Origin of the sequence: Salipiger sp. PrR007 (assembly GCF_010499845.1) — a bacterium.
In the GTDB taxonomy this organism is placed as follows: domain Bacteria; phylum Pseudomonadota; class Alphaproteobacteria; order Rhodobacterales; family Rhodobacteraceae; genus Salipiger; species Salipiger pacificus_A.
The window spans coordinates 20345-42214 of record NZ_JAAGOZ010000015.1 but is presented as its reverse complement, the minus strand read 5'-3'; the positions used below and the strand labels follow the sequence as shown (position 1 = coordinate 42214).

At 67.8% G+C, this 21870-nt stretch carries 20 protein-coding genes; 10 read left to right on the top strand and 10 right to left on the bottom strand.

What is annotated here, in order from left to right; genetic code table 11:
* Positions 1–400: 400 nt before the first annotated feature.
* From G0Q01_RS06005 to G0Q01_RS05990, 4 genes are all read left to right on the top strand, one after another.
* Entirely contained in the window at positions 401–745 is a 345-nt protein-coding gene (locus tag G0Q01_RS06005; RefSeq protein WP_164195967.1) for a RidA family protein, read from the top strand.
* Positions 746–929: 184 nt separating this feature from the next.
* Entirely contained in the window at positions 930–1070 is a 141-nt protein-coding gene (locus G0Q01_RS06000) for a glycosyltransferase (protein WP_164213090.1), read from the top strand.
* Positions 1071–1098: 28 nt separating this feature from the next.
* Entirely contained in the window at positions 1099–1809 is a 711-nt protein-coding gene (locus G0Q01_RS05995; RefSeq protein ID WP_164213089.1) for an IS6 family transposase, read from the top strand.
* A gap of 210 nt (positions 1810–2019) precedes the next feature.
* Positions 2020–3495, top strand: coding sequence for an MDR family MFS transporter (locus tag G0Q01_RS05990; protein WP_164213088.1), 1476 nt, complete (start codon positions 2020–2022; stop codon positions 3493–3495).
* 170 nt (positions 3496–3665) lie between these two features.
* Here the strand turns inward: G0Q01_RS05990 and G0Q01_RS05985 are convergent, their stop codons facing one another.
* Together G0Q01_RS05985 and G0Q01_RS05980 are read right to left on the bottom strand one after the other, a co-directional pair.
* On the bottom strand, positions 3666–5789 hold the full coding sequence (locus tag G0Q01_RS05985; RefSeq protein ID WP_164213087.1) for an FG-GAP-like repeat-containing protein: 2124 nt from the start codon (positions 5787–5789) through the stop codon (positions 3666–3668).
* Positions 5790–5940: 151 nt separating this feature from the next.
* Positions 5941–6621, bottom strand: coding sequence for a hypothetical protein (locus G0Q01_RS05980; RefSeq protein ID WP_164213086.1), 681 nt, complete (start codon positions 6619–6621; stop codon positions 5941–5943).
* A gap of 727 nt (positions 6622–7348) precedes the next feature.
* Between G0Q01_RS05980 and G0Q01_RS05975 the strand changes: the two genes are divergently transcribed.
* From G0Q01_RS05975 to G0Q01_RS05960, 4 genes are all read left to right on the top strand, one after another.
* Positions 7349–8653: an AAA family ATPase gene (locus G0Q01_RS05975; protein WP_108970973.1), complete on the top strand. Its 1305-nt coding sequence runs from the start codon at positions 7349–7351 to the stop codon at positions 8651–8653.
* On the top strand, positions 8650–9765 hold the full coding sequence (locus G0Q01_RS05970; RefSeq protein ID WP_164195977.1) for a ParB N-terminal domain-containing protein: 1116 nt from the start codon (positions 8650–8652) through the stop codon (positions 9763–9765). The genes G0Q01_RS05975 and G0Q01_RS05970 overlap by 4 nt, the downstream gene beginning before the upstream one ends.
* A gap of 713 nt (positions 9766–10478) precedes the next feature.
* Positions 10479–11996 (top strand): peptide MFS transporter, encoded by a 1518-nt coding sequence (locus tag G0Q01_RS05965; protein ID WP_164213085.1) that lies wholly within the window; start codon positions 10479–10481, stop codon positions 11994–11996.
* A 429-nt stretch (positions 11997–12425) separates the two neighbouring features.
* Entirely contained in the window at positions 12426–14087 is a 1662-nt protein-coding gene (locus G0Q01_RS05960) for an alpha/beta hydrolase fold domain-containing protein (protein WP_164213084.1), read from the top strand.
* A gap of 36 nt (positions 14088–14123) precedes the next feature.
* On the opposite strand, the gene G0Q01_RS05955 is transcribed toward G0Q01_RS05960, so the two are convergent.
* The 4 genes from G0Q01_RS05955 to lysM all read right to left on the bottom strand — a co-directional run bounded on the left by G0Q01_RS05955 (position 14124) and on the right by lysM (position 17594).
* Complete coding sequence (locus tag G0Q01_RS05955; RefSeq protein ID WP_164195983.1) at positions 14124–15410, bottom strand: surface lipoprotein assembly modifier; 1287 nt, start codon at positions 15408–15410, stop codon at positions 14124–14126.
* 2 nt (positions 15411–15412) lie between these two features.
* Positions 15413–16306, bottom strand: a complete 894-nt coding sequence (locus G0Q01_RS05950; RefSeq protein WP_164213083.1) for a transferrin-binding protein-like solute binding protein — start codon at positions 16304–16306, stop codon at positions 15413–15415.
* A 194-nt stretch (positions 16307–16500) separates the two neighbouring features.
* A complete protein-coding gene (locus G0Q01_RS05945; protein ID WP_164213082.1) occupies positions 16501–16983 on the bottom strand; it encodes a CYTH domain-containing protein in 483 nt (160 codons plus the stop codon).
* Positions 16984–17174: 191 nt separating this feature from the next.
* Positions 17175–17594 carry a peptidoglycan-binding protein LysM gene (gene lysM / locus G0Q01_RS05940; RefSeq protein WP_164195990.1) on the bottom strand — a complete coding sequence of 140 codons (420 nt, stop codon included), beginning with the start codon at positions 17592–17594 and terminating at the stop codon, positions 17175–17177.
* A 261-nt stretch (positions 17595–17855) separates the two neighbouring features.
* Between lysM and G0Q01_RS05935 the strand changes: the two genes are divergently transcribed.
* Together G0Q01_RS05935 and G0Q01_RS05930 are read left to right on the top strand one after the other, a co-directional pair.
* The gene (locus G0Q01_RS05935; RefSeq protein WP_159099745.1) at positions 17856–18026 is read left to right on the top strand and encodes a hypothetical protein; all 171 of its coding nucleotides are present in this window, start codon (positions 17856–17858) and stop codon (positions 18024–18026) included.
* A gap of 127 nt (positions 18027–18153) precedes the next feature.
* Positions 18154–18642, top strand: a complete 489-nt coding sequence (locus G0Q01_RS05930; protein ID WP_164195992.1) for a MaoC family dehydratase — start codon at positions 18154–18156, stop codon at positions 18640–18642.
* A gap of 54 nt (positions 18643–18696) precedes the next feature.
* Here the strand turns inward: G0Q01_RS05930 and G0Q01_RS05925 are convergent, their stop codons facing one another.
* The 4 genes from G0Q01_RS05925 to G0Q01_RS05910 form a co-directional block, all read right to left on the bottom strand.
* On the bottom strand, positions 18697–19395 hold the full coding sequence (locus tag G0Q01_RS05925; protein WP_164213081.1) for a GntR family transcriptional regulator: 699 nt from the start codon (positions 19393–19395) through the stop codon (positions 18697–18699).
* A gap of 292 nt (positions 19396–19687) precedes the next feature.
* Positions 19688–20437, bottom strand: coding sequence for an SDR family oxidoreductase (locus tag G0Q01_RS05920; protein ID WP_164213080.1), 750 nt, complete (start codon positions 20435–20437; stop codon positions 19688–19690).
* Positions 20437–21363, bottom strand: a complete 927-nt coding sequence (locus G0Q01_RS05915) for a dihydrodipicolinate synthase family protein (RefSeq protein WP_164213079.1) — start codon at positions 21361–21363, stop codon at positions 20437–20439. Before G0Q01_RS05915 ends, G0Q01_RS05920 begins: the two co-directional genes overlap by 1 nt.
* Positions 21360–21869: a hypothetical protein gene (locus G0Q01_RS05910; protein WP_164213078.1), complete on the bottom strand. Its 510-nt coding sequence runs from the start codon at positions 21867–21869 to the stop codon at positions 21360–21362. Before G0Q01_RS05910 ends, G0Q01_RS05915 begins: the two co-directional genes overlap by 4 nt.
* Position 21870: the final 1 nt, after the last annotated feature.

Below are 21870 nucleotides of genomic sequence, written 5' to 3'. Positions count from 1 at the left end.
AAGGTTCGGTCAGTTTTTGCTCTGTGTCGATCATTTTATGATCAAATAGGAAAAGCCCGCAGGGGTTTCGTCGCGTCACGAAGGGCGCCTCGGGAGGCCCTTCCGAAGCGCCGTTGCGCAAGCTTTTGGGGGGCCTGGGTTTTTGACACTTCCCGGGGCGGCGCGGGCCTCAGTCCATAACTTGGGATCATCGCCTGCGGCTGCCGCGCGATCCCATCGGCTGGCTGGGCTACTCGGTGCAGGCCGCCCTGGTTTGACCGGCCCGACAGACCTTGATGCGGTCAGGCGCGGCGGTCTAACTGGGGCCGATGGCGCGGGGCAGCTCCTGCCCGCCCGCGCGCATCTTGGCCCGCGGCAGGGTCTCCAGAACGATGCCCGCCGCCCCTTGAAAGGACGTTTCATGACCATCACCCGCATCGAACCCGGCGCCCGCATGAGCCAGGCCGTCGTGCACAACGGCATCGTCTACCTCGCTGGCCAGGTCGGCGAAGGCGCGGATGTCACCGCGCAGTGCAAGGACGCGCTCGCCTCGATCGACCGGCTGCTGGCCGAGGCCGGCTCGGACAAGTCGCGCCTGCTGACCACCACGATCTGGCTGGCCGACATGGCAGATTTCGCCGCGATGAACGCCGTCTGGGACGCCTGGGTCGACCCCGCGAACCCGCCGGCCCGCGCCACCGGCGAAGCCAAGCTCGCGACCCCCGACTATTTCGTCGAATTCATCGTGACCGCCACCGTCGGCTGAGCCGGCCCTGCGGACAACGATACTCCGCGCCCTGCGGGGCGCGGAGCTCTCTCCTCGGCATCTGGCAGCGCCCACCCCGGATATTTTAACTAAATCGCAAGGACTTTCGCGAAGTCTGGCCCCTGTCCACCTGCGGCACCGCCGCCGGCGCGGACAGTGACACCCCCAGCCTCGGTCCGCCGCGATGAGCAACCCCGCGCTCTCCATCGTCATCCCGCTCTACAACCGCGCCGCGCTGATCGGCGCCTGTCTGGCCTGCCTGCCCGAGATCGAGGTCATCGTCGTCGACGACGGGTCGCGCGACGGGGCTTTGTCAGGTTGTTGACGCCGCATCAGCTGGGTAGTTCTCTGTCATGCTGAACATCGAAGATTTGTCCCGGATCAAAGGCTTCCGGTTTCCACTGAGCGTGATTGGTTACGCGGTTTGGGCCTACCATCGGTTTGCTCTGAGCCTGCGCGACGTCGAAGATCTGTTGGCGGAACGCGGCGTTTCAGTTTCGTACGAGACGATCCGTGACTGGGCGAACCGGTTGGGGCATCAGTTTGCCGCAAAGATCCGCCGGGACCGTTCAGCGCCGGCGGATAAATGGCATCTCGATGAAGTCGTGATCCGGATCAAGGGCCGGAGCCACTGGCTTTGGCGGGCCGTTGACGCCAAGGGCGATGTGCTCGAATTCCTGATCCAGTCGCGCCGCAACAAGGCCGCAGCCCTCCGCTTTTTGCGGAAACTCATGAAACGGTGGGGCCAGCCCCGTGTCCTGGTGACGGATAAACTGCGATCTTACGGCGCCGCCAAGGAACAGATCGCACCCGACGTAGAACATCGTCAGCACAAAGGGTTAAACAACAGGAGCGAGGCGTCCCATCGGCACACGCGGCGGCGCGAGAAGATCATGGGCCGTTTCAAATCGCCGCGTCAGGCACAGCGGTTTCTATCCGTCCACGATCAGATCGCTAACTTGATCCGCCCCAAACGCCACCGCCTATCCGCCAGATCCTATCGCCATGCGAGGTCAGATGCGTTCGGCCTCTGGGCTGGCTATGCCGCAAAACTGACCGCCTGATTACAGGAAGTCACCCATGGGTATCGTCGCGCGTCAACAACCTGACAAAGCCCCGGTTTTCCCTTGCCGTCCGGCGCCGCCGCGCCGGTGCGGCGGGCGCGGGTCGATTGCGCCTTGCAAGGCCCGCCGGTGCCGCCTACCAAGCAGGGGTTCCCCAAGGGTGCCCGGCCATTTCCGCCCGCCCCTCCCCTGTCACCAGAGATCATCACCATGCAGAGTTCCCCCGTTTCCGCCGGTGGAGCGGACCCCGTTTCCGATCCCGACCTCGCCGCGCGCAACCGCCTTGTCATCCTGCTGCTGCTGGTCTCGGCCTTTACCGTGATCCTCAACGAGACGATCATGGGCGTCGCCCTGCCCCGGCTCATGAAGGATCTGGACGTCACCGCCAATGCCGCGCAATGGCTGACCACGGCCTTCCTGCTGACCATGGCGGTGGTGATCCCGATCACCGGATTCCTGCTGCAGAGGCTGCACACGCGCACGGTCTTCACCATGGCGATGGGTCTTTTCAGCACCGGCACTCTGATCTGCGCGCTCTCGCCGGGGCTCGCCATGCTGATCTTCGGCCGCGTGGTGCAGGCCTGCGGCACGGCGATCATGATGCCGCTGCTGATGACCACGGTGATGACGCTGGTGCCGCCCGAGAGCCGCGGCAAGACCATGGGCAATATCTCGATCGTCATCTCGGTGGCCCCGGCCATCGGGCCGACGATCTCCGGCATCATCCTCAATGTGCTGGACTGGCGCTGGATGTTCTGGCTGGTGCTGCCCATCGGGCTCGGCGCGCTGGCGCTCGGCTATGCCCGGCTGCAGAACGTCACCGAGCCGCGCAAGGCCCCGCTCGACCTGATCTCGGTGCCGCTCTCGGCGCTGGCCTTCGGCGGGCTTGTCTACGGGCTCTCGACCCTGGGCGAAGGCCACGGCAGCGGCGGCGCCGTGCCGGTCTGGGCGCCGCTGGCGGTGGGCTTCGTGGCGCTGGCGCTGTTCATCGCGCGGCAGATCCGCCTCGCCCCGCAGGGACGGGCCCTGCTCGATCTGCGCACTTTCCGGGTGCGGGTGTTCAGCGTCGCCGTGGTGATGATGGCCTTTTGCATGATGTCGCTCTTCGGGATGATCATCCTGCTGCCGATCTACATGCAGAACGTGCTGGGGATGGAACCGCTCGAGGCCGGTCTCCTGTTGCTGCCGGGCGGGCTGGCGATGGGGCTCATGGCGCCCTGGGTCGGACGCACCTTCGACCGGATCGGCGCGCGCAAGCTGGTGATCCCGGGATCGGTGCTGGTCTGCCTCGGGCTCGGCTCGATGTCCCTGCTCGGCACCGGCAGCGCAATCTGGCAGGTGCTGGTCTGCCACCTGCTGCTCAGCATCGGCCTCGCGCTGCTCTTCACGCCGCTTTTCACCTCTTCGCTCGGCTCGCTGCCCAAGGATCTCTACTCCTACGGCTCGGCGGTGATCGGCACGGTGCAGCAGGTGGCCGGCGCGGCGGGCATCGCGCTCTTCGTGTCGATCATGTCGATCCGCATCGGCACCGAGATGGCCGCGGGGGCCGAACTGGTGGACGCCACCGCCGCCGGGGTGCGCGCGGGCTTCCTCACCGGCGGGCTGATCTCGCTGCTGATGATCGGCGCGAGCTTCTTCGTTCGCCGCCCGCCAGCGATCCCGCCGACGATGCCCGGCGGGCACTGACCGCGGGCCCCTGGCCCGGCGGCCGCGGCGCCTCCCCTGCCCCGTGAAGAGAGACCGTGAAGAGATACCGGCCGCGCCATGGCGCGACCGGCTCCCGGGGGTGCGGTGCCCCCGTCCCCGCGTGGTCCCGGTTCCGCAACCGGGCCCCCGCATCCGGTGTCGGTAGGGCATCAGGCGACGAGAAGCTCTGCGAACTCGCCCGCCCGTTGCCAGCCATAGGTTTCGTCGAAGTCCGCCAGGCCGGTCGGAACGGCGGTGAAATTGGCGTTCCCATCGTTGAGCAGCAGATAGGGCGCCGCGCCAATCGGGGTGCCACTGGCGCGGAGGATCAGGTCGATGTCGCCATCGCCGTCGAAATCCCCCTGCGCCGTGATCTGCCCGACGATGCTCGGATCGAGCTTGTCGACCACGATGTCTATCATCCCGTCCTCGACCGGGAACTCGAACACCCGCAGCCCGGGGTCGAGATCCTCGGAGCTGCTCTGGATGCTGGCATTGACCATCTCCAGCGCGCCATCCCCGTCGAAATCGGCGATCTGCAGCCCACCGATGCCGTTCAGCTCGCCCTTGGGGAACCATGGTCCGTAGCTGTCGCTCGCCCCGGTCCCGTCGTTGATATAGGTGTTGATGCCGCCGCCGTCGCTGATCGCCACGTAGAGCACGTCAAGATCGCCGTCCCCGTCGAGATCGGCGGGAATCTCGGTGCTGTTGCCATCGTCACTGCCGCCATACCTACCGACCCAGTCGAAGTTCCCGGCACCGTCGTTGATAATCACCTGCGTCGAGCTGGTCTCCCAGGCAACGCTGAGCAGGAGGTCGAGCAACCCGTCGTCGTTCATGTCGGCCAGCCGGATGTAGTTGCCGCCCTCGCTGAGTTCGCCAGCGAAGAAATGCTCCGACGGGATCGGCAGCACCGACAGGCTGAAGCTGTCGTCGCCGTTATTGTCGAAGAGCAGCAGCTCGTTGCCAAGCCACGACGCCCCGACGAAATCCACGTCGCCGTCGCCATCAATGTCACCGGCCTCGCCCACCTCCAGGATCTGCCACGCCCGCCTGACATCCTCGGCGGGCCAGCCATAGACTCCGGTCCAGTAGCTGGTGGTGTCGGTGGCCACGACGCTGAAGCCGCCGCTGCCGTCGTTCTCATAGACCGTGGTTTCGACGACAAACTCGAAGTCGTCGGTGTAGCTGGAGGGATCGGGCAGCGGGAACGGGTCGGCCACCTCGACGCGCAGGAAATCGAGATCGCCGTCGCCGTCCATATCCACGGCGCGCAGCGAGCCGCCAGCCGCGAGACCGGTGTCGACCTCGGTGAAGGCGCCGCTGCCGTCATTGAGCGCGACATAGACTTCGGCGCCTCGCGTGTACCAGAGATCCAGCGTCCCCTGCGGCGGGGTCGGCCCGTTCGGCCCATTCGCCACCGCGGTGAACTCCAGGTAGTCGACCCGCAGCGGCTCGCCGCCGTCGCCTTGGCCGCGCAGCTCGATCACGTCGCCGAGCCCCAGCGCGAGCCCCTCGATCACCTCGCTGGCCTTGCTGGCGGTGCTGGCGATCGCCGCGCCGCCGGTCGCATCCCAGGCCCAGTCCGCCACGACGGTGCCATTGACCAGCACCTGCATCCATGACGCGCCGTCGGTCTCGTCGAAATAGCCGATGGCCAGATCGAAACTCCCCGCCTGCTGCACGGTGTAGCTTGCCCGCGCGGTACCGCCGCCCACGTGCTGCAGGGTCTGGTCGCCCGAGGCGGCGCCGTTGCTGGCGATGCTGAAGCCCGACAGGATCTGCAGATCCTCGGCCTCGATGACAAAGCTCTCGCCCACCGCCGGCGTTGCACTGGCGAGGATCTCGATCGCATCGGTGCGCAGAGGTTCACCGCCGTCCGCCATGCCGCGCAGCTCGATCACATCGCCCGGCGCCAGCACCAGCCCGGCGATCGAAGTCACCGCCGCCGAGGCCTTGGTGACGATGGCATCCCCGCCGGTCGCGTCCCAGTCAAAGGCCACGACCACCGCGCCATTCACCAGCACCTCCATGTGAGAGACCCCGTCGGTCTCGTCGAAATAGCTCAGGTTGATCTCGTAGAGCCCGACCGGACCTTCGAAAACGCCCCCCGCGCGCGACGTCGCGGCGGTCGCCTGCAGGTAGCGTCCGCCCGAGGCGTGTGGGTTCGAAACAACCGCGAACCCACTGTCAATGCTTAGATTTTCGGCTTCGGTCAGGCCGGCGAACAGGCTGGCCGAAAAGCTGACCTCGGGAAAGCCGACAAGCGACGGCGTTGACTGCGTCGTGGGCATGACCTGCCTCCGAAATAGGGATTTTCAAAATGCGAAATTCAAATGCCCAGCCAGAGTGCTCTGCCCGAGAGAAAGCGTCAACTGTGGCCTGTGAATCGGCGGTTCTTTGCGCAGCTACGACAGGGTCCCGAACGGCCGCTGGACCGGTGGGTCAGGCGATGACCTGCACCTCGTCGATGCCCGCATCTACGCCGCGACAGACGCTCAGCAGCCGCGCCCCGAGATGGCCGGCGACATAGCTGGCATGAAAGCGTGTCGGCGCGCCCAGCACGAGCCGCGCCCCTGCCCTCTCGCGCCGCTCGAGCGCGGCGAACCAGGCGGCATAGAGCGCCGGATCCTCCTCGTGCAGGATAGCCTTGGCCAAGCCCCAGTCGGAATCGTCGGTGAGATCCGGCGCGGGAATTTTTCCCTTGATCGGGAGGGGCACGATCTTCTCGTCCGGCTCGCTGCCCGAGAGCCTCTGTTCGAAGTCCGGCCCGACGTCGCCCCAGCGGTCGCGGCTGTCCTCGAGGATGCGCTCGATGGCGAGGGAATATTCGCTGACCCTGCCCCGGGCGCCCTGCCGCTTGACCCGCAGCCAGCCCATGGCGCGCAGCTTGGCCATCTCGCGTTTGACCGTGCGCTCATCCACCATCCAAAGCCGGGCAATCTCGCGCTGCCCGACGGCGAGCTCGTCGCGCGCCCAGTTGTAGCGGGCGGTGATCAGCGTCATCAGCCGCAGAACCAGCACCTGCCGGCCCTTCTCCTGCGCCAGCGCAAAGGCCCCCATCACGGTGAGCAAATCATATTTTAGGGCCGAGGCATTGCGCCCGACCGCTTTCGTGGCAAGCATGTCGCTGCCCCTCGCTCTGTCCCCGCCTGTACGCGGTGCCTCTGTGGTTCCGGGCTCTGCTGGCCCGTTGCGTCGGTGGCGGGGAAAGCGCGGGGCCACTTTCGGTCAAACCCAACGCTCTTTCCCAACCTTGGGCTATTTGCGTCCGGTTTCTCGATTCTGTCAAGCGGCGGGCGAGGACGGGTCTGCCCCTCTTCGCATTTCAGAATGAAAAAATGGGTATTCTGGTATGGGGGGACATGCAGGATGTCCCCTATTGAGGCAAAAATGTCCCCCAATATGTAGCGGGAGGCCAGATCGTGTCCCCCATTATTCGGTCCCTCTCCCCAGGGTGCGCGGCGAATTTCCCGAATCGGTTCCGACCCTTGCGACTCGCGCGGCGCCCTGTGGGGACGGGCGCTGCGGCGGGGACCGACCCAAAAGCCACGCAATTTCGCTGATCACGCGTTTCCAGAGTATTAGCTTTTGCCTTGATTGCAAATTCGGCGTAAATTCCAGCCCATCGGAAATTAGCGTCCCGCGTTTTCGGAAAGCCTGTCCCCGCGGGGACAGGGTGGTTTCGGAGCGCGGCCCCGGGCAGAAGCCGAGAGGGTGTCCCCGCGGGGACACCCCCACGGTCCGGCGTCCCCGCGGGGACAGAAACGGCAGAGTGTCCCCGCGGGGACAGAGGCAAAGCGCCCGCAGTGGCGCGACACTATAAGGTGTCCCCGCGGGGACAGGAGGCAGGATGTTTACACATGAAGACCTTGCGCGGCTGCAGGCGCAATCGCTGAAGATGCAGGGATGGATCCGGCAGCAGACCTTCTCGCCCGAGATGGAAAAGACCCTGCGCCGCTTCTCGAGCTGGGAGGTCGCCGAGCTGATCCTGCAGGTCAACCAGTCCACTCTGCGGGGACGCATGGCCGCCGACCCGCACCTGCCGCAGGGCCTGGTGGAAGAGGACGGCCGCCAGCGCTGGTACTCGCTCGAAGAGATCAACGAGATCCGCCGCAAGCTGAAGGTCAACCGCAAGAGCCTGATGCCCTACCGCCCGGCGAAGAAGCGGGCCTTCCGCGTCGCCATTTCCAACTTCAAGGGTGGTGCCGGCAAATCCACGGTGGCGCTTCATTTCGCCCATGCCGCCGCGCTTGACGGCTACCGGGTGCTCTGCGTCGACTTCGACCCGCAGGCGACGCTCAGCCACTCCATGGGCCTTTCGGACGTCACCGAGGAATACACCGTCTGGGGCATCATGGCCCGCGACCTGATCCGCGAGACCGAGCGGATGAACGCCGCAACCCGCGGGGCCGAGAGCGGCTCCGCCCTGCCCCAGCGCAAGCTGCCCGAGGCGATCACCTCCATGGGCCTGCGCGACCTGCGCGCTGCCGACTTCATCAAGCCGACCTCCTGGCCGACGATCGATGTCATCCCCAGCTGCGCCAACGCCGCCTTCGTCGAGTTCGCCAGCGCGCAGTACCGGCACCTCAACCCCGAGTGGTCCTTCTTCGCCGCGGTCAGCCGCTATCTCGACAGCCTGCCGCCCGACGCCTACGACCTGGTGATCTTCGACTGCCCGCCCGCCATCGGCTACCAGAGCATGAACGCGGTCTTCGCCGCCGACATGCTCTATATCCCCTCGGGGCCGGGCTACTGGGAGTACGACTCCACCACCTCCTTCATCGGCCAGCTCTCCGAGGCGCTCGGCGATCTGTCGGGCTTCGAGGGGGTTGTCCCCGCGGGGACGCTCACTTTGCCCAAGGCGTTTCTCGACGTGCGCTTCTTGCTCACGCGCTACGAGACCGGCAACGAGCTGCACCGCGCGATGCGTCAAGCCTTCCAGAAGGTCTGGGATGAAAGAATGACCGAGCACCCGATCGAGATGACCCGCGCGGTCGAACAGTCCGGGCGCTTCCTGAGCTCGATCTACGAGATCGACTACCGCGAGATGACGCGGGAAACCTGGCGCCGGGCGCGCGCCTCCTTCGATCGCGCCTACGAGGAATTCCGCACCCATGTCCAGGCGGCCTGGGACAAGCTGGAGGATGAGGCATGAGCAAGCGACGCGGTTTCGACATCGACTTCCCCGCGGGGACGGAGGCGCCGGCGGAGGAAGAGTTTCCGCGCGGCCCCGAGGGCTATTACACCGGCGGCGGCCGGGCCAAGCCGGGCGCGTCCCGGCGGGGGCCGATGGCGGCGGCGATCTCGGAAAACGCCGAGGCGCTGCGTGACCGCGCCGAGGCCGAGCGCGCCATCCGCGAAGAGAACGACCGGCTTGCGCATGATTACGTCCGGCTGAAGCGCGCCGGGCTGATCACCGATCTCGTACCGATCGACGCGGTGCTGACCACCAAGCTGACCCGCGACCGCGCCGCCGGGCCCGACCCAGAGATCGAGGAGCTGAAGGCCTCGATCCGCGAGGTCGGCCTGTCGAACCCGATCCGGGTCGAGCCGGTGGACGACCACTACGAGCTGGTCCAGGGCTTCCGGCGTCTGTCGGCCTACCGCGAGCTCTATGCCGAGACCGGCGACGAGGCCTATGCCCGCATCCCCGCGGGGCTAGTTGCCTCGGGCGAGGCGCTGGTCGGCCTCTATCGCAAGATGGTCGACGAGAACCTTGTGCGCCGCGGCATCTCCTTTGCCGAGATGGCGCAGCTGGCGCTCAGCTTCGCCCGCGATCCCAACACCGAGACCACCGACATCGAAGAGTCGATCACCCTGCTCTACGCCTCTGCCGGACGGCAGAAGCGCAGCTACATCCGCCATTTCGCCACGCTGCTCGAGGAGCTGGGCGACGATCTGCACCACGCCGAGGCGATCCCGCGCAAGCTGGGTCTCGACCTGGTCAAGCGCATGGGCGACGAGGAGGGCTTCACCGACGGGCTGCGCGAGATGCTGTCGGGGCAGGGCGAGGTCTCGTCCGATTACGAGGTCGCACGGCTCGCCGACGCCCTGAAGAGCGCGCCCAAGGCCGGCCCGAAACCGAAGGGCAGCTCGGCCAATGCCGCGGCCAAGACCACCTTGCGCTGTACTGTCCCCGCGGGAACAGTCCGCTGCGCGGCGCGCGACGGCAAGGTCGAGCTGGCCATGGAGCGCGATTTCTCCAGCATCGACCGCCACCGGCTCGAGGCCGCAGTTGCTGCCTTCATGGCAGCGCTCGACGACTGACGCGCGGCACATCGCCAGCAGGGCCGCGCCCCTGTCCCCGCGGGGACAGGGGCTTTTTCGTGCCCGCTGTCCAGCATGCGGGCGCCGCACCGACGCTGTCCCCGCGGGGACACGCCGGGATATCGCCACGGCCAGCCGCGCATCTGTCCCCGCGGGGACAGCCTTGCCGAGGGCGGGTGGGCGCCGCGTTTGTGTCCCTGTCCCCGCGGGGACAGGGGTTTTGCGTGCGCGCGAACCAGCCTGCTGGTTCCGCATCAAAGCTGTCCCCGCGGGGACAGGCTGAGATATCGCCATGGCCATCCGCGCGTCTGTCCCCGCGGGGACAGACTTGCTGAGGGCATTTGGCCGCCGCGTTTGTGGTCCTGTCCCCGCGGGGACAAGGGCTTCTGCATGCGCACGGACCCGCCTGCGGGTGTCGCATCGAACGTGTCCCCGCGGGGACACCCCGGGGTAATGCCATGGCCAGCTGCGCATCTGTCCCCGCGGGGACAGCCTTGCTGAGGGCGTATGGCTGCCGCGCTCGCGACCCTGTCCCCGCGGGGACAGCGGGTCTCTGCAAAGGACCTATATTAGTATTATGTTAAATATATGCCTCAGTCCCGGGCACCGCGTCGGCAAGCCGCCGCTCGCAGGAGGCGAGTTGCCGCCAAATCTCACCCGCCGAAGGGAAAATCGCGCTATCAATGAAAGATTGACTGCATCGAGGGCCCTTGATGTCCAGATTGTCCAGATACCCCGCCGGATTGCCCGCGCTCTTCCTCGTCGAGATGTGGGAACGTTTCAGCTTCTACGGCATGCGGGCCATCCTCGTGCTGTATCTCGTCGATGCGGTGGAGACCGGCGGGATGGGTCTGGACACCGCAGAAGCGGTGGCGATCTACGGCATCTACACGGCAGCGGTCTACATCCTCGCCTTGCCGGGCGGCTGGGTGGCAGACCGGTTCTGGGGCGCGCGCAAGGCGGTGGCGGCGGGCGGCGTGGTGATCATTGTCGGGCACATCCTGCTCGCGATCTCGGGCGCAACCGCTTGGGTATTCCTTGCAGGGCTGTCGTGTATCGCGCTGGGGACGGGGCTGCTGAAGCCCAATATCTCGACCATGGTCGGCGAGCTCTACCCCAAGGAGGACGTCGGCGGGCGCGATGCGGGCTTTTCGTTCTTCTACATGGGCATCAACGTCGGCGCGATCCTCGGCGGCTTCGTCGCGGGCTATCTCGGCGAGGTCTGGGGCTGGCACTGGGGCTTCGGCGCCGCGGCGGTGGCCATGGCGATCGGGCTGCTCAATTTTCTCTATGCCGGTCGGCGCTCGCTGCGCGGCAAGGGCGAGCGGCCGCCGCCCAAGATGGTGGATGCGGCGACGCACCGGCGCGACCGCCGGGTGAGCCTCGGGATCACCGGCGCCGTGGTGGTGATCCTGGCGCTGCTCATTGGCACCGGGGTGATCGAGGTGACCAGCGCGGCGGGGGTGGCGCAGGCGACCGGCGTGCTGATCGTGACCGTGGCGGTGGGCTTCTTTCTCAACATCTACATCGCCGGGGACCTGTCGAAGGACGAGAGGAAGCGGATGATCGTGCTCGCCGTGCTCTTCGTCGCCGCAGCAGTCTTCTGGTCGCGCTTCGAGCAGGCCGGCTCGTCGTTGTCGATCTTCGCCGCAGAGCTGACCCGCCGCGACCTTCTGGGCTTCGAGGTGCCCGCCTCGTGGTTCCAGAACCTCAACCCGGCGTTCATCATCCTGCTGACGCCGCTGTTTGCCTGGTTCTGGACCCGGGCGCAGGACAGGGGCTGGGAGATCTCGGTCTTCGTCAAGTTCGGGCTGGCGCTGGTGCTGGTGGGGCTGGGCTTTTGGATCCTCGTGCCGGCGGCGCAGATCGCGATGACCGGGGCCAAGGTCTCGGCGCTGTTCCTCGTCGGCACCTTCTTCATCCACACCTGCGCCGAGTTGCTGCTGAGCCCGGTGGGGCTATCGACCTTCTCGCGGCTCGCACCCGAGCGGTTCGTCAGCCAGATGATGGGCTTTTGGTTCCTCGCCGCCTCGCTCGGCAACCTGCTCGCGGGGCTGCTCGCTGCGGGCATGGACACCGAGAGCCCCTCGGCGCTGCCCGGCCTGTTCAACCAGCTCTTCTTTGGCAGCGCGATCGCCGGGCTGGTGTTGATCGGGCTCTCGTGGCCGCTGACTCGCTGGGCGCTGTCCGGCAAGGCGGCGCTCGAGGATGAACGGCGCCCGGTCCAATAGGGCAGGGGGGCCGGTTCGGGAGCGCAAGGGCGCCGCATTTTGGCCTATCCCGACGCGTGGCGCCCAAGTCTCGGGCGGTGTTGGACAAATCCCGACGGTCCGGCGGTGCAACAATGTTCGCCGGAGTTCCTTTGACACGGCAGGGCCACCTCGGGTCGTGACGTGGCTCGCAAATCACTATACCGTGGGACGTGTCATTGGACATAGGGCAGGGGTCGTGCCGGTTTCGGTCGTCGGCGCCCGTCCGAAGGCCGTGATGATTTTGAACGATCTGTTTAATTAAGAATTTTTTTTGGCGCCTTGCGGCGCGGGTACGGGGCGGCGTCACACGCATCGGCATTTGCATGTCTCGAGGATTGTCTCGGGGCGCGGCGCCGGAGCGGTCGAGAGGCGGGCGCGGCTCCCGAAGTTTTCGAGCGGAGTGATTACATGGAGGAGAGCATCGTGACGAATTCCGGTCCGGCATCCGACGACACTGGGGCGGCACGTCGCCACTGGAAGCAGAATCCCGAAGCGGTGCGGGCGAACATCCTCGAGGTGGCCCGCAAGGCCTTCGTGGCGCATGGGCTGACCGGGGCGAAGATCGACGAGATCGCGGCGGGCACCGAGACCTCCAAGCGGATGATCTATTATTACTTCGGCGACAAGGAAGGGCTCTACCGCGCGGTGCTCGAGGATGCCTATGCGCAGATGCGGGCGGCCGAGGACGAGCTGGAACTGGCCAGCCTGCACCCGGTCGAGGCGCTGCGGAGGCTGGCGGAATTCACCTTCGACCATCATGCCTCGCACGAGGATTTTGTGCGGCTGGTGATGGTCGAGAACATGCACAAGGCGCGCCACATGAAGAAGGCGGCCGATCTGTCGGGCCAGAACATCTCGGCCATCCGGCTGCTCGACGAGATCTACCAGCGCGGCTGCACCGAGGGGCTGTTCCGCCGCGGGCTCACCGCGATCGAGCTGCATTGGCACATCTCGGCACTGGCGATCTTCAACGTCGCCAACCGCGCGACCTTTTCCAGCCTCTTCGGCACCGCGCTCTTCGAGCCCAAGGGGCAGCAACAACTGCGCCGCCACGTCGGCGACATGCTGCTGCGCTTCTTGATGAAGCCGGGGCTGTCCGTCGAGGAGGCCTCGACCAAGCCGATCGCCGAGGCGCGGGCCATCCATCCCGACATCTACCGCTTCCGCGAGACCTGGGACGCCACCTGGGCGACGCTGCCGACCGAAGGCGATGCGGCGACGCGGCGGCTACATTTCGAATCCGTCTCGCGCTCGTTGCGGCTGCCGAGCCCCGAGGGGGTGGAGACCGACGAGGAGCATTGGATTGACACGGACCGCGGGCCCGTGCGGGTGCGGCTGTTCCGCCCCCCGGGCACCGAGCCGCTGCCGGGGATGGTGTTCCTGCACGGCGGTGCCTGGCGGCAGGGCAGCCCAGAGACGCATTGGAACATCACCGCGCGGCTCGCCGCCTGGTCCGGGCATCTGGTGATCTCGGTGGATTACGCGCTGGCGCCCGAACAGACCTATCCCGCGGCGCTGGAGCAGATACCGGCGGTGCTCGGCTGGGCGCGCGATCATGCCGGGACGCTGGGGCTGGACCCGGAGCGGCTGTCGATCGGCGGCGACGGGGCGGGGGCCAACCTTGCCGCCGCCGCAACGCTGATCTGCCGCGATGCCGGGGTGAAGCTGTCGGCGCAGCTGCTGATCTACCCGGTCTGCGATTTCGACACGACGCGGCCCTCCTGCACGGAATATGCCGAAGGCCCGCTCTGGACGCTGGCGCAGCTTTTGTCGGCGCATGCGCAATATTGCCCCGACACCACGCGGCGCCTGAGCGATCCGCTGATCTCGCCCTTGCTGGCGCGGGATCACGCAGGGTTGCCGCAGGCCTACCTGGCGCTGGCCGAGCACGACCCGCTGCGTGACAGCGGCATCGCCTATGCCGAGGCGCTTCGGTCCGCCGGGGTCGCGGTGGAGGTCGATTCCGGCAAGGGGCTGGTGCGCGACTACCTGCACGCCATCGGCTTCGGCAGCGCCGCCGAAGACCGGCTGCGCGAGATGAGCGCCTGGATGAAGGCAGTCGCGGGGTAGTGGGGGCGCGGCCCCTCCGGACTGAGCGGGCCGCGGTCAGAAGGCGCTGGTCAACCCGGCACTGAGCCGCAGGTCGCGGTAGCTGTAGGCGTCGAAAGTGCTTTCGCGCCGCGCCGCCTCGATCTGCACGTAGGGGGTGAGCCGACCGAAGAGGAAGGTGTCGGTCTTGTCGACCCGCAGCTCGAGCCCGTATTCGGTCTCGTGGCGGGCCTCGCCGAGTATCGGGTTCGCGCCGATCTGGTCGTAAGCGGCAGCATAGGCGGAGGGCTCCAGCAGAAAACCGCCGCCCACCTCGACCCGGCCGGCGAGGCGCAGCTCGGCGTAGTCGTAGGAGAGGTCGTCGCGCTCTGCCTCCTGGTGCTGCAGCGACAGGCTGCCGCCGATCTGGGCGCGGCCGCGCAGCGGGCGGATCACCGTGAGCTTGGCGCTGGCGCGCTGCACGTCGATACCCGGATAGCGCTCGAGATCGACGTCGAGCCATTCGGCCTCGAGCGTGGTGGTGAGACCCGAGGCGGTGCGCCAGCTGACGCCGGCCCCGATGCCGAGACGGTCCTCGAGCTTGTCGCCGCCGAAGTAGTCGGTCCCGGCGATGGCCTCGGCCCAGGCGGTGGTCTGCGGCCATGTGAGCTGCAGGCCGGCGCTGAGATCGGCGCCGAGCTCGTCCCAGTCACTTCCGGAGGTCTGGTAGAGATCGCCCTCGGCCTGCAGGTAGCCGGTCAGCCGGGCGCCGCCCTGGCGGGCGTGCAGCGGCCATTGCTTGCGGAGCGCGCCCGAAAGCTCGAGCCCGGTGAGCGGTGCCTCGTCGCGGTCCATCGTCAGAACCACGGGACCGGAGCCGAAATCGGTCACGATCTCGTCGCTGTCGTAACTGCGTCCGGCCCCCGCGGGGGCGCGCAGAGCAAAGGAGAAACGGCTGCGCAGCCCCTGGCGTTCATCGATGGCGCGCAGGAAGCGGAGCACGTTGGCGCGCACAGCCGGGGGCAGGTCGGGGCTGGAGAGCACGATGCGGAACTGCTCGCGCGATTGGGCATATTCGCCGGCCTCGAAGAGCGCGCGCGCCAGCTCGAGGCGCACGCGGAGCAGGCCGGGATCGACGGCAAGCAAGCCGCGCAGGAGGCGCACCGCGGCCCCGGGCTGGCCACCGGCGAGGGCGGCCAAGGCCTGCTGGAAACGGGCCTCGATCTGGGTCGGGGCAGGGGAGGCGGTCGGGGATACGGGGGCAGGGACGGCGGCCTGCTGGGCCTGCACCCCCGGTGCCCCGACCACCGGCGCCATCGCGGCAAGCGCGAGCACGGTGGTCAGGGCCCGTGGCGGGCGGAGCATGGTCAGCGGCTGCTGTCGACCGCGCCGAAGCCGCCGAAGTAGGTGCTGTCGGCGGTGCTGCCCGAGAAGGTGCCGCCCACCTCCTGCGCATTGTCGCCGTAGAACTGCCCGTCGACCGAGCCGGTCAGCACGCCGGTGTCGATGTCCGCCGCGAAGCCGGTACCGCTGACGCTACCGGCGGTGTAGAAGTCGAGGTCGGAGCGGTCGCCGGTGATCGCCCCGGTGGTCGGGTCGGCGGTGACCGTGTCGCTGCTGTAGATCTCGACCATATCGAAGTCGGTGTCGACGGCGATGTAGGAGGTGGTCATTTCCACCTTGTCGCCAGTCACCACCTGGCCGAGGCTGTCGCCGTAATAGCTGGCGGTGCCGGTGGTCGGCATCTGGCTTTCCGAGGTGCGCACGCCCAGCGACCCGGCTCCCGCCACGCGCGAGGTGCCGTTGAGCCCGGACTGCCAGGCGCCGAAGGTCTGGTAGCTGTAGCCGCCCTTCGTGGGGTCCGCGGCCACCAGCATGACATCGCCATCAGCACTTGTCGCAAGGATGCCGTTGAGCACGGTGCTGACGTCGAAACTGTCGCCATCGGCGGTAGAGAGGGTGACAGTGCCCTTGCTGGTGGTCAGCGTCACGGCGGTCAGAAGGCCATCCTCGTAGGTCATGTCCGCGGTGATATCGGTCTCGGTCTCGGGTGTGCCGAAGGAAAGCACCTTGCCCGAAGCATCGGTGGTGTACCCCGAGGAGACGGCCATGCCGCTGGCGCGGTAGGTGCCGTCTTCGGGGGTGGTGAAATCGGTGAGCGGGGTGACTGCGCTGGAGTGGCTGCTGCGGGCGCTGGTCTTGCCGTCGCTGCAGGCTGCCAGGAGCGCCAGCGCGGCTGTACTGACTAAAAGGTACTTCATAATTCCTCACGATCAAAAAACACGACAAAATAGGGTCTGGTCTGTTCCGGCACGGCGATCGAGATGCCGGGCCGGGGTCACAAATTATCCGCGAGCCGCGGGAGAGGTTAAAAATTCTACAATAATCAAGCGCGACTCGCCTGTTCGCCCTGTCAGGGAAGCATATAAGCCGGCGTTCTGCAAAGGTTTCCACCTCAGGCGCTGTCCGCCAGAACCATCCGATGTCGCTGCAGCAGCGCCGACTGGCGGTAGCGCCGGTCGTAGGTGACCTCGGCCCCAAGCCACGCGGGGCGGGCGAAATCCGTCTCTTCGGAGGGCAGCTCGATCTCGGCAATCAGCGTGCCTTCGAGCGCGCCGTGGTACTCGTCCACGGTCCAAGGCTGCCCCTCGTGCTGGACGTGGTGGCGGGTCTTGCAGATCGGCGGGCCATCGCAATGCAGCGTCAGCAGCGCCCGGCCGTCCTCGAGCGGGATGGGATATTCGAACTCGTCGCGCGACATGCCGGTGCGCGGACCCTTGACGGCGAGGGTGGCATGGTTGTGGCCGTAGAACCGCAGGCGAACCTTGCGCCCGTCGCGGAAGGCGATGATCCCGTCGCGCAGGTCGACCCGCGAAACAACTGCAGAGCGCCAGCCTTCGGATGCGACCAAGAACTTTCGTTCGATTTCGCGTGCCATGACCACTCCGCCATTCCTGACCAAGGTACTGTCACCGCGGTCGGCCGAAAAGGCAAGCTGGCGTTGTGGCGCGCCCCGGGCCCGGGGCGCGCCGGGGCGGGCTCTGCCCGGCGGATGGGCAGCCGCGTGCTGAAAATCGCGCCAGCACGGCGGCTCCCGGCACGCGACTGGCCCGGCCGCTCGAGGGGCGATCAGGCGGGGATGCGCAGCACCTGACCGGGGTAGATCTTGTCCGGGTCGCTGAGCATCGGCTTGTTGGCCTCGAAGATCTCGCTGTAGCGCGCGCCGTCGCCCAGCGTCGCCTCGGCGATCTTCCACAGGTTTTCGCCCTCCTTGACCTCGTGGAACACCGGGGCGGGGCCGTCGGCCTCATCCTCGACCTCGGCCACGCCCTCGATGTTGCCGACGGCGAGGATCATCTTCTCGCGGGTCTCCTGGTCCTTGGGCTGGCCCTTGATCTTCACCTTGGAGCTCTCCGGCTCGACCTCGATCTCGACGCCGCTTTTGTCGAGCCCGAGGGTGTCGAGTTCGGCCTCGAGCTCGGCCTTGGCCGGTGTCGCCTCCGTGCCGAGCTTCTTGCCCTTGCCCTTGAGGAAGCTGAAAAGTCCCATGCTGAATCTCCCGTAAAATGGATTGGGTTGAATGGCGGCAGTGTCGCTCAGCCGCCGCGTGCCAGCCACCGGAAAGATTTCGGGTGGCGGGAGTTGGCCTGCCGGGGAAGGGGGCCTATCCGTTTGGGGAGCGCCGCACCCATCCGCCACCCTGGGCCATCCCGCCGCGGGTCTCCGCGCGCCGCGCGTGCCGGGCTATGGTGATCTCACGCCACCGGGACCAACCGATATCCGGTGAGGCAGGTCGAGAGGAGAATGAAAATGGTCAACGGACTCCTGAAAATGGCTGGGTATCGCGTCGAATACGTCTGCGAGTGGGGCACCTACGACCGCCGCTACGGCGACATGGAATATTACGTCAACCTCCCCATCACCCCGGAGATGAAGATCGCGCCGCCCTGGGCCGAGAAGCGCATCGTCCGCAAGCACTGACCCTGCTGCGCGCCCGCCGCGCGAAGCGCGCTGCGGGCTGGACCTCGGCAGGGCCTATCCGTCATATGCGCAGGTGCCCGGAGTTGCCGGGCGCGCAGGCGGACAGACCCAGGACGTGACCGAGCAGATGACGCAGACCACACCGACTCCAGCCAGCGGCGTTGCCGCGCCCCGCAACCTTCATCTCGAGGATATCGCCGTGGGCGACCGGTTCGTCAGCGGCGAGCACGCGCTCGACGCCGATCAGATCAAGGCTTTCGCCGCGCAGTACGACCCGCAGCCCTTCCATCTCGACGAGACCGCCGCCGAAAGCAGCCTCTTCGGCGGGCTCGCCGCCAGCGGCTGGCACACGGCGGCGCTGACGATGAAGCTCTTTGTGGCCTCCGTTCCCGTGGCCGACGGGCTGGTCGGTGCCGGGGTGGAGGTGAGCTGGCCGAAGCCGACGCGGGCCGACGACATCCTGCATACGCAAAGCACGGTGACCGAAATCAAGCCGTCGCGGTCGCGCCCCGGGCGGGCGATGGTGACCTTCGAGACGCTGACCCTGAACCAGAATGGCGAGACGCGGCAGCGGCTGGTGTCGCGGGTGGTGATGTTCGCCCGCGGCCAGGGGTAATCAGGGCGCGCGACCCCGAGAGACGGATTCGCCGTCTTCCGGCGCGCCGGACGCTCAGAGTTCGAGCGGCGAGTTTTCGTCCGCGATGAGCGCGCTCAGCAGGCCGCGGCGGGTGTTCTCGGTGTGCAGGCTGATCGCCTCGCGCGCCGCCGCGCCGTCGCGGGCGCGCAGGGCGGCGACGATGCGGCTGTGGTCTTCCTCGGTCTCGGGGGTGACGTCGCGGATCGTCGCGCCCATGTGGAAGAGCCGGGTGCATTCCTCGAGATAGCCGGTGATCAGCGCGTGCAGCCGGGGCACCCGGGCGCCAAGCGCGATGGCGGCGTGGAAGCGGTTGTTGGCGGCAACGAACTCGAGCACCGGCAGGCCCTTGTCCTGCCCGTAGGTCTGATGCGACAGCGCCTCGAGCTCGTCGAGCTCCGCGTCGCTCATGCGCAGCGCGGCGAGCTCGGCCGCCACGGCTTCGAGCGCCTTGCGCACGGTGAAGATGTCGGTGATGTCCTTCACGGTGACCGGGGTCACCCGGTAGCCGCGCCGCGGGAAGGCCTCGACCAGCCCCTCGAGGGTGAGCCGGGCCAGCGCCTCGCGCACCGGCGTCTTGCTCATCGACAGCCGCGCCGCCAGGTCCTGCTCGCCGATATCGGTGCCCGGGCGCAGCGCGCAGGTGATGATTTCTTCGCGCAGCCGGGCGTAGGCCTGATCTGTCAGCGAGGGCGCCTTGCCGCGCTCGGCTGCGGGTTTTTGCAGTTTCGTCATGCCTGCTCCCTGTGGTCCCGCACGGCCCCCGCCATGCGCTGCAGTGCCTTGTCCCGACGCTCCGGCTTGCACCCGTAGTTGAGCCGTGCCCAGCCCTCCAGATCCGCCTCGAGGTCGGCGCGTTTGCTCAGCGCCGGGCGGGCGACAATGGCCAGCTACTCGGGCTCGATGTGCCGGCCATTGTCGCGCAGCTTCGCCCGGACGGGCGCGTCGCATTGTCCGTTCGGGGCCCGGCCCTAGTCAAGCACGCCACGGTCGGAGCCGCGCCGGTCCGGCGCTGTCAGCCTCGTCATCAGAGCCCCCGGATCATCCCGCCATCGACCCGGATCATCGAGCCGGTGACATAGCCCGCCTGCTGCGAGCAGAGGAAGGTAACCATGGCACCGAACTCCTCCGGTGCGCCGTAGCGGCCGGCGGGGATGGTCTTGCGGCTGGCCTCCTGCACCGCCTCGAGCGAGGCGCCGGACTTGTCGGCCTTGATCCCGTCGAGCTGCGCCAGCCGGTCGGTCGCGATGCGGCCCGGCAGCACCATGTTCACCGTCACGCCATGCGGCGCGACCTCCTCGGCGAGGGTCTTGGACCAGCCCGCCACCGCGCCGCGCACGCCGTTCGACAGTGCGAGGTTCGGAATGGGCTGGACGATGCCCGAGGAGCCGATGGTGACCACGCGGCCCCAGCCCTTGGCGATCATGCCGGGCAGGGCGGCGTCGGTGATGGCGAAGATCGGCGCGGCCATGGCCTCGAAGGCGGCCTGCCAGGCGGCGCTGCTCTGGCCCTTGGCGGGCCCGGCGGCGGGGCCGCCGCAGTTGTTCACCAGGATGTCGACCGGCCGCTCGGCGAGCCGGGCGATCAGTGCCTCGACGCTGGCGGCATCGGCGAGGTCGAGCGTCAGCCCTTCCATGCCCTCGGCCGGGGCCTCGCCGCTGCGCGAGGCGGCGATCACATGCGCGCCCTCGGCGGCCAGAAGCGTGGCGCTTGCCGCGCCAAGCCCGCGGCTCGCGCCGAGCACCAGCGCCGTCTTGCCCTTCAGTCCCAGATCCATCAGTTCAGCTCCTTCAGTCGTTTTTCTTGCCGGGCCAGCAGACGCTCGACCTCGGCGATGGCCTCGGGGGCAAGCCCCGCGCCCGGGGCGCGCAGCGCCGCCGAGCCGATCGCCCCGCGTTTTGCCAGCACGTATTTGCGCACCGCCAGCCCGGCGCCTGGCTGCTGCTCGTAGCGCACCAGCGGCAGGTAGGCGTCGAAGACGTCCTGCGCCCGGTCCATATCTCCCGCCGCGGCGCGTTGCACAACCTCTGCCAGCATCTCGGGAAATCCGAAACCGGTCATCGCGCCATCGGCACCGCGCGCCATTTCCTCGGGCAGGAAGACCCCGCCGTTGCCGCAGAGGATCGAGATCCGGCGCCGGCCCCCGGCCTCGGCGCGGCGCAGCTTGCTGATCTTGGCAAGGCCCGGCCAGTCCTCGTGCTTGAGCATGACCACCTGCGGGACGTCGTCGATGATCCGGCCCAACACCTCGTCGGAGATCTGCACGCCGGTCGCCAGCGGGAAGTCCTGCAGCACGAGAGGCACCCCGTCCCCGAGCGTGCGGGCCGCTTGCGCGAAATAGCCGTGGATCTGCGGGTCGGTCTTCAGGCTGCCGGGGGTGGTCACCATGCAGCCGGCGGCGCCCATGTCCATGACCGCCTTGCCCAGCTCGCCGATGGCGGCAAGCCCGGGGGCCGAGACGCCGACCACCACCGGCTTGCCGGCGGCGCGCTTGATCACCCGCTCGGCCACGGCGCGGCTCTCGGCCTGGGTGAGCTTCGGCGCCTCGCCCATCATGCCAAGGATGGTGAGCCCGTCGGCGCCCTTGTCGAAGTAGAAATCGGTCACCCGGTCGAGGCTGTCCCAATCGATCTCGCCCTGATCGGTGAAAGGGGTGAGGGAGATGACGTAGACGCCCTTGGCGTCAGAGGTGAGCTGGGTCATTGGTCGTGTCCTTGATCGGCGAACCAGCCGGTGGCGCCACGCGCCACGTAGCGGCCGCTGCCGGGGGTGTTGAGGATTTCCGCGCCGTCCCAGACCGGGGCGCCGCGCAGGTAGGTGGCGGCGACGCGCAGGCTGAAGCTGTCGCCGTGGAAGGGGAACCATTTCAGCCCGTCGCGCCCGGCGGCGCGGGTCTCGGCCAGCCGTTCGGGGCGGTCGAGCGGCAGCGGGTTGTCGTAGGGCATGTCCACAAGCGTGGTCACCCCGCCGGCCAGCGCGCCGCGGGTGGTCTCGGCGATGCCGGCCATGCCCTTGGCGCTGGTCGCATGGGTCTGGCCGTCGAGCACCCCGGGCAGGATCAGCGCGTCGCCATGGTCGATGGTCCGTGCGGCGGCGGGAGCGTCCGGGCCCTGTCCGACCGCGGCGATGCGCCCGCCGGAGACCGCGATCCAGCCGTTTTCCAGCGTGGTCCCGGGCGTGACGATCGTGCCGCGAAGGAGAAGGTCCATG

Excerpts from the sequence above, each read along its gene's own strand:
- G0Q01_RS06000 (WP_164213090.1), top strand. The coding sequence starts at position 930 with ATGAGCAACCCCGCGCTCTCCATCGTCATCCCGCTCTACAACCGCGCC.
- G0Q01_RS05995 (WP_164213089.1), top strand. The coding sequence starts at position 1,099 with ATGCTGAACATCGAAGATTTGTCCCGGATCAAAGGCTTCCGGTTTCCA.
- G0Q01_RS05965 (WP_164213085.1), top strand. The coding sequence starts at position 10,479 with ATGTCCAGATTGTCCAGATACCCCGCCGGATTGCCCGCGCTCTTCCTC.
- G0Q01_RS05960 (WP_164213084.1), top strand. The coding sequence starts at position 12,426 with ATGGAGGAGAGCATCGTGACGAATTCCGGTCCGGCATCCGACGACACT.
- G0Q01_RS05930 (WP_164195992.1), top strand. The coding sequence starts at position 18,154 with ATGACGCAGACCACACCGACTCCAGCCAGCGGCGTTGCCGCGCCCCGC.
- G0Q01_RS05980 (WP_164213086.1), bottom strand. The coding sequence starts at position 6,621 with ATGCTTGCCACGAAAGCGGTCGGGCGCAATGCCTCGGCCCTAAAATAT.
- G0Q01_RS05955 (WP_164195983.1), bottom strand. The coding sequence starts at position 15,410 with ATGCTCCGCCCGCCACGGGCCCTGACCACCGTGCTCGCGCTTGCCGCG.
- G0Q01_RS05910 (WP_164213078.1), bottom strand. The coding sequence starts at position 21,869 with ATGGACCTTCTCCTTCGCGGCACGATCGTCACGCCCGGGACCACGCTG.
- G0Q01_RS05945 (WP_164213082.1), bottom strand. The coding sequence starts at position 16,983 with ATGGCACGCGAAATCGAACGAAAGTTCTTGGTCGCATCCGAAGGCTGG.
- G0Q01_RS05950 (WP_164213083.1), bottom strand. The coding sequence starts at position 16,306 with ATGAAGTACCTTTTAGTCAGTACAGCCGCGCTGGCGCTCCTGGCAGCC.
- G0Q01_RS06005 (WP_164195967.1), top strand. The coding sequence starts at position 401 with ATGACCATCACCCGCATCGAACCCGGCGCCCGCATGAGCCAGGCCGTC.
- G0Q01_RS05935 (WP_159099745.1), top strand. The coding sequence starts at position 17,856 with ATGGTCAACGGACTCCTGAAAATGGCTGGGTATCGCGTCGAATACGTC.
- G0Q01_RS05990 (WP_164213088.1), top strand. The coding sequence starts at position 2,020 with ATGCAGAGTTCCCCCGTTTCCGCCGGTGGAGCGGACCCCGTTTCCGAT.
- G0Q01_RS05925 (WP_164213081.1), bottom strand. The coding sequence starts at position 19,395 with ATGACGAAACTGCAAAAACCCGCAGCCGAGCGCGGCAAGGCGCCCTCG.
- G0Q01_RS05975 (WP_108970973.1), top strand. The coding sequence starts at position 7,349 with ATGTTTACACATGAAGACCTTGCGCGGCTGCAGGCGCAATCGCTGAAG.
- G0Q01_RS05920 (WP_164213080.1), bottom strand. The coding sequence starts at position 20,437 with ATGGATCTGGGACTGAAGGGCAAGACGGCGCTGGTGCTCGGCGCGAGC.
- G0Q01_RS05985 (WP_164213087.1), bottom strand. The coding sequence starts at position 5,789 with ATGCCCACGACGCAGTCAACGCCGTCGCTTGTCGGCTTTCCCGAGGTC.
- G0Q01_RS05915 (WP_164213079.1), bottom strand. The coding sequence starts at position 21,363 with ATGACCCAGCTCACCTCTGACGCCAAGGGCGTCTACGTCATCTCCCTC.
- lysM (WP_164195990.1), bottom strand. The coding sequence starts at position 17,594 with ATGGGACTTTTCAGCTTCCTCAAGGGCAAGGGCAAGAAGCTCGGCACG.
- G0Q01_RS05970 (WP_164195977.1), top strand. The coding sequence starts at position 8,650 with ATGAGCAAGCGACGCGGTTTCGACATCGACTTCCCCGCGGGGACGGAG.